At 37.3% G+C, this 11,415-nt stretch carries 7 protein-coding genes; 4 read left to right on the top strand and 3 right to left on the bottom strand.

Going from position 1 to position 11,415, the window contains the following annotated elements:
• Both AT685_RS05530 and AT685_RS05525 read left to right on the top strand, forming a co-directional pair.
• On the top strand, window positions 1-901 hold a 901-nt coding region (locus AT685_RS05530), incomplete at its 5' end, for a TonB-dependent receptor domain-containing protein (protein WP_143713142.1).
• The gene (locus AT685_RS05525) at window positions 888-1,934 is read left to right on the top strand and encodes a YncE family protein (protein WP_072151870.1); all 1,047 of its coding nucleotides are present in this window, start codon (window positions 888-890) and stop codon (window positions 1,932-1,934) included. The genes AT685_RS05530 and AT685_RS05525, both read left to right, overlap by 14 nt.
• A gap of 35 nt (window positions 1,935-1,969) precedes the next feature.
• On the opposite strand, the gene AT685_RS05520 is transcribed toward AT685_RS05525, so the two are convergent.
• Genes AT685_RS05520 through AT685_RS05510 form a run of 3 tightly spaced genes read right to left on the bottom strand, consistent with a single transcriptional unit; the run spans window position 1,970 to window position 6,305 of the window.
• Window positions 1,970-4,432, bottom strand: a complete 2,463-nt coding sequence (locus AT685_RS05520) for a beta-mannosidase (protein ID WP_072151869.1) — start codon at window positions 4,430-4,432, stop codon at window positions 1,970-1,972.
• Window positions 4,429-5,208: an enoyl-CoA hydratase/isomerase family protein gene (locus tag AT685_RS05515; RefSeq protein WP_072151868.1), complete on the bottom strand. Its 780-nt coding sequence runs from the start codon at window positions 5,206-5,208 to the stop codon at window positions 4,429-4,431. Before AT685_RS05515 ends, AT685_RS05520 begins: the two co-directional genes overlap by 4 nt.
• A 23-nt stretch (window positions 5,209-5,231) precedes the next feature.
• Window positions 5,232-6,305: a glucose-1-phosphate thymidylyltransferase gene (locus AT685_RS05510; RefSeq protein WP_072151867.1), complete on the bottom strand. Its 1,074-nt coding sequence runs from the start codon at window positions 6,303-6,305 to the stop codon at window positions 5,232-5,234.
• Between the two features lie 386 nt (window positions 6,306-6,691).
• Between AT685_RS05510 and AT685_RS05505 the strand changes: the two genes are divergently transcribed.
• Together AT685_RS05505 and AT685_RS05500 are read left to right on the top strand one after the other, a co-directional pair.
• A complete protein-coding gene (locus AT685_RS05505) occupies window positions 6,692-9,958 on the top strand; it encodes a SusC/RagA family TonB-linked outer membrane protein (RefSeq protein ID WP_072151866.1) in 3,267 nt (1,088 codons plus the stop codon).
• A gap of 74 nt (window positions 9,959-10,032) precedes the next feature.
• Window positions 10,033-11,382: a SusD/RagB family nutrient-binding outer membrane lipoprotein gene (locus tag AT685_RS05500; RefSeq protein WP_072151865.1), complete on the top strand. Its 1,350-nt coding sequence runs from the start codon at window positions 10,033-10,035 to the stop codon at window positions 11,380-11,382.
• Window positions 11,383-11,415: the final 33 nt, after the last annotated feature.

Raw genomic sequence — 11,415 nt, 5'->3', positions numbered from 1 at the left:
ATTTAACATTGCTTTATTCTTGAGTGGGGAAAAAAAGATTGATATAGGTTCATTGCCATCTTTAAAAATTTATCCGATGTTGAGAAATGATTACTTCTCCGATTTTGGGAACAAATTTGTCTATAAACTTGGTGTTAATTCTCAAATTCTTAATGTGCCCTCTTTAAACATTAAATTCAGTTATGGGACAGGATTTAGAGCCCCAACATTTAATGATCTTTACTGGCATGGCAGTGGAAATAGAGATCTTAAACCTGAAAAATCAAAAAGTTATGATTTCGGCTTCGTTGTGATCGCTGGATCAAATGTTAAAGTTTTATCTGAATTAAAATTTGAACTTTCTTTTTTCAACATTGACATTGAAGATAGGATCATATGGTTGCCATCACAAGAAAATCAAAGTGTATGGAGACCGATAAATATAGATCATGTCAATTCACGAGGAAGTGGGTTTTCAGGTGAGTTGGTTTTATTTAACAAATTGTTCATTTCTGGAAATTTTTCAATTGTCAAAAGCATTCGCACGAATAAAAGAACCCAGGATGACGCAACACAGAACAAATATTTAATTTATATCCCAAGGTCAAACGGGTACATTAAAGCCGAATTGAATTTTGATAAGTTCTTTTTCGTTGCCCAAGCAAATTATGTGGGTTTAAGATATACAACGGAGGTAAACGATAGATGGCTTCAACCTTACCTTGTGGTTGATTTTACAGGTGGGTTATCTGTAAAAAATCAGTTTTTTAATGGTCAAGTGAAGTTCACTGTGAAAAACATCTTTAACGAAAATTATGAAAGCATGGTTGGCTATCCAATGCCGTTGAGAAGTTTTATGGTTGAATTTTCAACTGGGCTAAACTATAAACAAAAAGGGGAGATAAGAAATGAGGCAAATTAAACTCATCTTTGTTTTGTCCTTAACTGTTCTTTTCGTCTTCATCGGTTGCAAGAAAAGCGAGACAATTAGCGAAGAAGTCCCAGTTTTAAGGGGCGTATATGTCCTAAATGAAGGTAATTTCGGAAGGAATAACTCAACTTTGAGTTATTATGTCCCTGATTCAAATCGTGTTTATGAAGATGTTTTCTCACAGGTCAACGGTCGGGAACTTGGTGATACTGGAAATGATATTGTAATGAGTATTGATGGGGGCAAGGTTTATATAGTGGTTAATAATTCGGATAAAATAGAGGTAATTGCGTCAAAAACCCATAAATCACTTGCAACCATTCTTCTCCCGCAAGCAAGTCCTTACAAAATTACATTATACGCAAATAAAGGTTATGTGACAAATCTATATAGAAATGCGGTAACTGTAATTGATCTTCCAACACATTCAGTCTTAGTTGATACAATAAGAGTTGGGCATAATCCAACGGGGATTTATGCTTTTAACAATAAAATTTATGTTGCAAATTCTGGGTTTGGTTATGGGAAGACTGTGTCGGTTATTGATCCATCCACAGATAGAGTGATCAAGACGATAGTTGTTGGAGATGGTCCGGATGCTTTTGCGCCTGATGCAATGGGAAGGTTATGGGTTTTATGTTATGGTTCGTATGGTAATTGGCAGGATCCAAATGATGACACAGATGGGAAATTATTTGCAATAGATGTTAAAACTGATTTGGTCGTTGATTCAATTTTGATTGGAGGGCATCCATCAAGGCTTTTAATAGTTGATGACTTTGCTTATACGATCAAAGACGGGAATATTATGAGGATAAACTTAAAAACGAAAGATAAAAACGAAAATTTCATTCAGGGGAACTTTTATTCACTTGGTTTTGATCCCTTGAATAGGCTTTTATATTGCTCAGATGCAAAAGATTATGTTCAGAAGGGTGAGGTTTACATTTACGATTTAAGCGGTAAATTCGTTAAAAAGTTTCAGGCAGGTATAATTCCAAGTTCGTTTGCGTTTGCATATTAATTTTTAAGCGGGGGCAAACTTGCCCCCCGCTGGGTTTATGTTAGCATTTTCATTCTTATTGAATTTAAAAGTTGCTGTAGAGTTGCGGTGGAATTTATTTTTATTTCAACTGGCTCGTCGGGGTGCAAATCAAAAAAGTTATCGCTTAACTTTGCATCAAGCCCCTCAAAATAGATGAAAAGAGATTTGATCAAATTCTTTGAGCTCATTTTTAAGATATACTCATCTTCGCCTGTTTTTAAAAACCTATATGCAATTCCAAACTTTTGGAGGTTTAAAAATTTTGGTTCGGTTAGAAAAAGTGAATTTTCACTAATTATTTTACCATTTGATTCAAACTTCACCCTAATATAGTCAGTCTCGGGTTTTGAAATCTCTAAATTTTCAAGTTTTCCTTCAAATATAATTGCGACGGAATTTTTCTCAAGGGTTGCGGGAATTTTTTTCTCAAATTTTTTAAGCCCGTGGATGGTAAATGTAGTTATTATTAAGTTTCCATCAATTGGGGTAGGGTAATCATTCACTCCAAAAATTTTTACTTTGTCATCAGATTTTTTAACGACGGTAATAACTGGGTGGAAAAATTTTTTTGCATAGTAGTATAATGCCTTCGGTCTTTTTCTGTAATCAATAGCTGACCAGCTTATCACGTTCCAGCAGTCGTTCCATTGCCAAAATATCGTCCCAGCAGTTTTAAATTTTCTTATTCTCCAATTCTCAACAGCGAATTTAATTGCCTCAGCCTGATTTAATTGCATCTTATAAATCAAATCGTCAAAATCAGATGTGATTTTGTGATGTGCTGTTAAGAATCTGAAAAGTCTTGGGATTCCATCTTCCTGTTTATTATGATGTTGAATTGAAAAGGAATTAAAGTTTCTATTTTCTGGTTTTAAAACTTCATTAAGGGTTTCGGGGTGTGGTGGCGATTGAAAACCGAATTCCGTTACAAACCTTGCTTTAACATTTTCGTAGTTTTTGTAGTCAACCCATTGGCTCCAAACCTTCCACTGGTGATGATTTCCATCTGTTTCAGAGTTTGGGTAATTTTTCCCCCACGGGGAGCTTCGCCAATAGGGTCTTGTGCCATCATATTCCTGACAGATTTGTTTTAAGAGCTCTTTAAAAATTTTTGCTCCAGGCATCTCGTCTGGATGTTTTCCAGTTTTATCAACCCATATCCATTCATTTTCGTTGTTCCCACACCAGATGACAATAGAAGGGTGGTTTCTTAATTTCTTTACAATTTGAATTGCTTCGTTTTTAACATTTTCAACGAAATCGTCAAATTCTGGATATCCCGCGCATGCAAACATAAAATCTTGCCATATCATTATCCCAAGTTCATCGCATTTTTCATAAAAATATTCATCTTCGTAAATTCCACCACCCCAAACCCTTAAGATATTTAGATTAGCTTCCTTTGCCATCTCAAGTAGAACATCGTAATTTTCTTTCTTAACTCTTGGTAAAAAACAATCGGCGGGAATCCAGTTTGCACCCTTGCAAAAAATTTTTTCGCCATTTATTTCAAAAATGAAACTTTCGCCATCTTCATCCTTTTCTTGTATAAGTTGGACTGTTCTTATTCCGAATTTTTTCACGGTTTCGTCAAGGGTTTCCCCATTTTTCAGGAGTTTGATTTGTGCTTTGTAAAGCGTTGGTTTCCCAAATCCATTTGGATACCACAGGTTTGGCGAGTTTATCTCAAAGCGGTGAACCCTTACTCTGTCACCCTTTCTTTGAGTGAAATTTCGCTCGTATATTTTCTCGTTTTCAAAAAAGATTTCAAGTGAAAGCTCAATGTCCTCATCTGTTAATTTTTCAATTTCTATTTCAGTTGCGATTTGAGCTTTTGAATCTGAAATTGAGATAGTTTTAAACCAGACATTCTTTATTTTAGCACATTTGATAAATTCAAGGTAAACAGGTTTCCAGATCCCTGATGTTGTAAGTGTTGGAGCCCAATCCCAGCCGAAGGAATACTGTGCCTTCCTTAAGTAGACTCTATGAGACGCAAGTTCAACTGGCAATTTCCCATATTTTGATTCAAGCGCCTTACCAGCAAATGTTGGAGATTTAAAATATATCTCAATTTCATTTTCACCGGGTTTCAAAATTTCTTTAACTTCAAATGTATACTCAACGAACATATTATCAAAAGAACCGATATATTGACCATTCACCTTAACATCTCCAATGGTGTCAAGTCCTTCAAAAACAATTTTGATTGAATCAAATTCAGATTTTAAAGGGTCAAAGTCAATTATAAATTTTTTGCGATATATCCAGTCAACTTTATCAATCCATTGTAAATTGAGTTCATTTGTTTCAAAGTAAGGGTCGGGTATGAAGCCATTTGCCATTAAGTCAAGATGGACTGTTCCCGGGACATTAGCTTTATTCCAGTTTAGAAGTTTTGTTTCTATATCCTTGGGGAGAAAGCTATTGGGGTTCGCTTTAAATTCCCATTCACCGGTTAAGTTAAATTTTTTCATTTGTTTTTGAACGCGGGTTTTCTTTTTTCAAGAAATGCTGATGTTCCTTCTTTGAAATCTTCAGTTCCACAGCATATTCCAAACAGAGTTGCTTCAAGGTGAATCCCATCGCTTAGTGTTGTCTCGTGTGCCATGTTTATTGCTTTTATTGCCATTCGGACTGCAATTTGAGGTTTAGATGTTAGCGTTTTTGCAAGTTCTTCCGCTTCTTTTAAAAGTTCAGATTGCGGGACAACTTTATTAACAGCTCCCATTTCATAAGCTTCTTTAGCGGTGAATTTTCTACCTGTTAATATAAGTTCCATTGCCTTTGTTTTCCCCACAAGTCGTGTTAATCTTTGAGTTCCGCCGTATCCAGGGATTATTCCCAAGTCAATTTCAGGTTGTCCAAAGATAGCATTTTCGGATGCGATTCTGAAATGGCAAGCCCATGCAAGTTCACTTCCGCCACCAAGGGCATACCCATTTACAGCTGCAATTACGGGTTTCCCGAGGTTCTCAATCAGATTAAAAATTTCTTGACCTCTTTCCGCGAATTCTCTGCCTGAGACGGCGTCAAGTTTGTTAAGTTCTGAAATATCAGCACCTGCTACAAAAGCTTTTTCGCCTGCACCAGTTACTATAACCGCATAAATATCATCGTCTGTCTTAATTTTCAGGAAAACATCTCTTAACTCAAGCATTGTTTGATTGTTAAGTGCATTTAATTTTTCAGGTCTGTTGATTGTGACGAAAGCGATATGGTCTTTTTTTTCAAATAAAATATTCTGATACATTTTGCCCTCCTAATTTTTTATTTTTACCATGCAATTTCAACTCTTGATTGATCCCCGAGCATGAATTTATGGACCCTCGGTTTGCCAGTGGCTTCAACTATTTCAACATCGTTCCCAAGTAGACTGCTTTCAATCCTAATTCCAACATTTAGTATTTTACAATTTTTCATAATTATGCTATATTCTATTTCGCTGTTTAAAACAAGCGTGTTTTCATCAATTGATGTATATGGACCAATGTAACTTCCTTCTATGACGCAGTTTTTCCCGATGATTGCAGGACCACGGATGATGCTATTTTTTATCTTAGCTCCTTTTTCAAGGATTACCTTGCCTTCAATTTTAGTATGTTGATCAACTTCAACATTTTCTTCAACTTTTGGTTCAAGTGAGTCAAGCACAAGGCGATTTGCTTCAAGTAGGTCTTCAGGTTTTCCCGTATCTTTCCACCATCCAGTTATTTCTGCAAAGCCGATCTTATAACCTTTTTCAATTAGATAGGTATGGGCATCTGAAATTTCAAGTTCGCCACGCCAGCTTGGTTTTATGTTCTTAACAGCTTCAAAAATTGAGCTATCGTAAAAATAAATTCCAGCAACCGCGAAATTACTTTTTGGAACTTTTGGTTTTTCTTCAATTTTTATTATTCTTCCATCAACTATCTCGGGAACTCCGAATCTTTGTGGGTCTTTTACTTTTGCAAGCGTAAGAAAGCAGTTGTAGTTGTTTTTTTCAAACTCGTCAACAAATTTTTTAATGCCACCTACGAACATGTTATCACCGAGATAAAAAACAAATTTATCTGAACCGATGAAATTTTCAGCGATTTTTACGACATGGGCAAGTCCAAGTGGGGCTTCCTGTGGGATGTATGTAATTTTAACCCCCCAACGACTCCCATCACCGATTGCTTTTGGGACTTCATCGCTGTCGGCGTTATGGACAATTCCAATTTCTTTTATCCCGGCTTCGGCGATTGTTTCAATAGCATAGTGAAGCATTGGTTTATTTGCTATGGGAATTAGATGTTTGTTTTGTGTATGGGTGAGCGGTCTTAATCTTGTCCCCCTTCCACCACTTGCTATCAGAGCTTTCATGATTTACCCATTTTGTTTTAAATTTGTTAATTCCAACTTCTTTGCTGTTGTTAAAATTTAAAAAAAGTCGCAGTATTTATCAATTTTTTATAAACATGCTTTAGGGGGTTAAACCCTTGGTTTTTAGATTGGGGTCTTGACAAGAATGATTTTTTTTATTATATTTTTAGTGAAGCAGCTTGAAAGGCGCACCTTTAACATAGATTTAAACAAAATTATAAACCTACTTTAAAAAGCACTTTCCGTAAGTGATAACAAAAACTAAGGAGGTGCGCTTGATAATACATTGTTAATTCCTTCCAATTACTTCGTTTGAACACATCTTGTTAAAACCTTTTTCTACCATTATGCAAATTTAATTTTAAAACTTAACGGAGGTAAAATTTATGAGAAAGTTAATTCTCAGTTTGCTTCTGTTATTAGCTGCTGCAACATTTGCTTTTGCTCAGCTTGGAGCAATAAGGGGTAGGGTAACAGATGCTCAAACAGGGGAAGCATTGCCTGGGGCAAATGTTTTTCTGTTAAATACTGTTTATGGTGCAGCAAGTGATGCGGCAGGTTTTTATGTGATTAGAAATGTCGTCCCCGGGACTTATACGCTTGTTGCAAGATATGTAGGTTATCAGGAATTTAGACAAAGCGTTACTGTGACACCTGGGGACACAATTACGGTAAATGTTAGATTGGCACCAGGGCTTATACAAGTAAGCCCGATCGTGGTCACCGCAATTGGTGTTGAAGAGGAGAGAGGAAAACTTGGAACCTCGGTTTCAAGTGTGACTGGTGAAACAATTCTTAGAACTGGGTATACAAATGTTATCTCATCAATCGCTGTTAAAGCTCCAGGAGTATTTACAGTTGAAGCAGTTGGAGATCCAGGGGCTTCAACGAGAATAGTTCTTCGTGGTCCGAGATCGCTTCAAACGGCAAATCAGCCGTTGATAGTTGTTGATGGTGTTCCGATATGGAATTCAACATTTGGTGCAAGCGTTGGTAATGTTTCAACTGTTTCAAGAAATGTTGATATAAACCCAGAAGACATTGAATCAATTGAGATAATGAAAGGTCCTGCAGCAGCAGCTATTTGGGGTGCGAGAGCAGCAAATGGTGTGATAGTTATCAAAACGAAATCTGGTTCATTCTCCGCTGCTAAAAAAATTCGTTTATCTTTAAAATCAAGAATTCATAGAAGTGAACTTTTAAGACCATTCCCGTTGCAAAGAGAGTTTGGACAAGGTCAATATGGAAACTTTGTCTTTAACTCAGCTCTTAGCTGGGGCGATAGGATTGCTGATAGACCGGGTGGACCAGACTCATTGGCAAGACCTGATTATCCATATTCAAGGATAGTTGTTAAAAGATCAAAAGATACTTATGATCATGCAACGGAATTATTCCGTAAGCCGATAACCTGGAATAGCTCGCTTGAAATAAGCGGAGGGGATGAATGGGGTTCGTTCTATTTGAACGCTGAGCGCCTTGAAGAACAAGGTATAATTCTTGCAAATAGCGATTTCAAGAGGACATCGTTAAGAGCGAATGTTTCAAGAAGGTTTGCTGAGAATATAACTGCTAGGATAAATGCGGTATATGTTAAAACATCAACCAATAGAGTTCAACAGGGTTCAAATATAAGTGGTCTTTTGCTCGGTGCATATAGAACACCACCTGACTTTAATAACCAACCTTATGTTGTTACATATATATCACAAACAGGTGCAAGATTTCCGAACTCTCACAGATCTTATAGGAATGGCGAGGGTGATCCAACAAGAGGAGTAGGTTATAATAATCCATTTTTCACAATTTACAGAAACAATACGCTTTTCTACACTGATAGAGTATTTGGTAGCGCTGAGATAAGCTATGATCCTTTGAAGTGGCTGAATATCATATATCGTATCGGGGCTGATTATTATACTGATAGAAGGAATCAGCTATGGCCTTATCAAGATGCGGCTGTTCCTACCGGTAGAGTTACACGGCAGGTTATATCGCAGTATCAGATCAACACAGATTTGATGTTCAGGTTTAAATATCAACTTAATAAATTTTTATCTGGTTCTTTCCTTATTGGTACCCATCTTGATCATGAGCAAACAGATAATACATTTATTCAGGGAACAAGATTTATACTTTCGGATGCTCCGGCATATATCTTAAATACCCTTGATTATCTTCCTGATGAGGGCAAAACGATAGTGAGAACTGCTGCATTTTATGGTGAGCTCGGCGTTGATGTATATGATCAGGTCTATGTCCGTTTAAGTGGGCGGAATGAAAGCGCTTCAACATATGGAGCGAAAGGAAAGAAAACTTATTTCTTCCCATCCGGAAGCGTTGCCTGGGAATTCACAAAGCTTCCATTTTTTGCAACTCAGCCAATCATCACATTTGGAAAACTTCGTGCAGCAGTTGGAATTGCTGGTGTTAGACCGCCAGCATATGTGACAAAGACATATTATGTCAACGCTTCATTTGGTAACGGTTGGGGTCCTGTAACAAATGCTATTTACTACGGCGGTGGTGCAGTTCAATCAGCTCAGCTTGGCAATCCAGAAATTAAACCTGAATTGACAAGGGAGATTGAATTTGGCTTGGATTTGAGATTATTAAATGATAGGTTGAGCATAAGTGCGACAAGATACACAAATAAAACAACAGACGCTATTTTGAATGTTGCTGTTCCACCATCAAGTGGATTTTCAACAAGATGGGCTAACACCGCAAAGATTGACAATAAAGGAACAGAACTTCAAGTTATTGCAGAATGGTTAAGATTGGGCACTTTCTCCTGGACGACAACGGTTAACTGGTCGCAAAATAAAAATACAGTCGTAGAACTTGCCCCTGGAATTGAATCAGTAGGTCTTGCTGGTTTTGTTGACCCAAGTTCAAGGGCTGTTAAAGGTTATGCAATGGGAGTTCTCTATGGTTCAAGATGGGAAAGAGATGCAACTGGTAAAATAGTCCTTGATGCAAATGGATTCCCAGTTCCAGCTGCAACTTATGGTGTTCTTGGTGACCCCAATCCTGACTGGAGAGCTGGTTTAATTAATACATTAAGATTTGGAAGATTAACTCTCAATGTTGTTGTTGATATCGCAAAAGGTGGTAAGATCTGGAATGGGACCAAAGGAGCTCTATACTACTTTGGAACCCATGGTGATCAGACATGGTGGACAACGATTTCAGCTGAAGAAGCTAATACTTTGAAGAACTATCTTGGCAGAACACCAAATCAAATGATCTCACTATATCCAACGAGAAATACATACAAGAGGAATCCAGATGGCAGTGTTTCATTCCGTGGTTATGTGACTGATTTTGGTGGTGGAAGGGTTATCGTTGATGAGTATTATTTCTGGAGTGGACCCGGTTCTGGATTTACCGGACCATCTGAACAATTTATGGAAGATGCTGGTTATGTTAAGTTGAGAGAGATTTCGCTTACATATAACTTCCCGTTGAGAAAATTTGGACTTGAAAGCATTGACCTTGGAGTAATTATGAGAAACATTAAAATATGGACGAAGTATACGGGTATAGATCCCGAAACCAACCTTACTGGACCAACAAATGGTCAGGGGCTTGACTACTTTAACAATCCACCGATGAAGAGTATAATCTTCTCAATTAGCATTAACTATTAAAAAGCTTTTGGGGGAAGCTTTGACGGCTTCCCCCAATATCAATTTGAAAAATAAAATCAAAGGAGAGAAGCTCTATGAAATCAATTTTAGGTTTATTAACAATTGCTTTGATAATATCTGTTACATTTCTTGGTTGCAATAAGTTGACGGAAAGTTATGTTAAGGGATATGAAGATGATCCACTTTTACCATCATCAGCGCCAGCAGTGAAGATATTTGCAGGGGCACAAGCTGCATTTGTAGAGTTCTATGAAGCTTTTCCAAGCCAGCTCGCAGCTGTTTGGGCTCAACAGGCAACAGGTGCAGATAGACAATTTGCAAGCTTTGATGTTTATAATATAACTGCAAATGATTTCTCCAACGATTGGTTCCTTGCTTATACTCGTGTCTTAACAAATCTTAAGATAGCTCAGGCTAAAGCTCAAGAAGAGGGTTTATTAAATATATATGGTGCTGCTAAGATCCTTGAGGGAATTCATATGGGAACAGTTGCTGCACTTTGGGGAGATGTGCCGTATTCTGAAGCTGCTCAGCCTGAGAAAACATTAACACCAAAGTATGATAATCAAATTGATGTATATAACGCTGCAATAGCTGCAATTGATGAGGGTATTCAGGTTTTGACTCAAAATCCAGCAAGTTTAGCTCAAGATTTATATTCAACAGGTGGAAGCACTGCAAAGTGGATTAAAGCTGGTTACTCTGCAAAAGCTCGTTATCTTATGCACCTTGCACGAAAGGATAATTATCCTGCAGCTGTTTTGGATCAGGTAATTCAAGCAGCTTTGAATGGTATTACATCAACGACGAGAACAGGAACTCCGCCAGCGGCTGGATATGGAGCTGACGATTTGGTATTCACACATGGTTCAACCTATCAGGGGAATATGAATTTGTGGTATTCATTCTTGGTTCAAGATAGGTCGGGTTATCTGAGGGCTTTAAAGTGTTTTGCTGTCAAAATGCTTGGTGCAAGGGGAACTGCGGAGTCTGGCAGATTTAATTATTATTTCACTGCTGATAGTAATGATTTGAGAACAACTGGCACAGCTGCATATGCTGTAAATGCTTATTTCCCTGTGATAAGAGCTTCTGAAACATTACTTCTCCTTGCTGAAGCTTATGCGAGGAAAAATGATTTAACTAACGCTGTAAATTATCTAAACCTTGCGAAAACTTATAATAATAATATTTTTGGAACAACTTTAAGAAACAATTACACTACAGCTGATTTTGCTACTCAGCAGGATTTATTGCAAGAGATATTTAACGAGATGTATTTGTCTTTGATGCACCAGGTTGAAGTATTTAACTTCTTACGTAGAATTGATTATCAGATCCAGTATAAAGACGCAACTGGACAAGTGGTGCGTTTGACGCCGAAGCGTGGGGATCAATTCCCACAAGATCATTCGCAATTCTGAAATAAACACTTCTAGCAGGTCCAACAAAATTAT

Source organism: Candidatus Kryptobacter tengchongensis, from assembly GCF_001458555.1.
Lineage (GTDB): Bacteria > Bacteroidota > Ignavibacteria > Kryptoniales > Kryptoniaceae > Kryptonium > Kryptonium tengchongense.
The sequence above is the reverse complement of the archived record's forward strand: the minus strand, read 5'-3'. Positions and strand labels throughout refer to the sequence as shown.

Coding starts and splice junctions, on each gene's coding strand:
- AT685_RS05500 (WP_072151865.1), top strand. CDS start 10,033: ATGAAATCAATTTTAGGTTTATTAACAATTGCTTTGATAATATCTGTT.
- AT685_RS05525 (WP_072151870.1), top strand. CDS start 888: ATGAGGCAAATTAAACTCATCTTTGTTTTGTCCTTAACTGTTCTTTTC.
- AT685_RS05505 (WP_072151866.1), top strand. CDS start 6,692: ATGAGAAAGTTAATTCTCAGTTTGCTTCTGTTATTAGCTGCTGCAACA.
- AT685_RS05520 (WP_072151869.1), bottom strand. CDS start 4,432: ATGAAAAAATTTAACTTAACCGGTGAATGGGAATTTAAAGCGAACCCC.
- AT685_RS05515 (WP_072151868.1), bottom strand. CDS start 5,208: ATGTATCAGAATATTTTATTTGAAAAAAAAGACCATATCGCTTTCGTC.
- AT685_RS05510 (WP_072151867.1), bottom strand. CDS start 6,305: ATGAAAGCTCTGATAGCAAGTGGTGGAAGGGGGACAAGATTAAGACCG.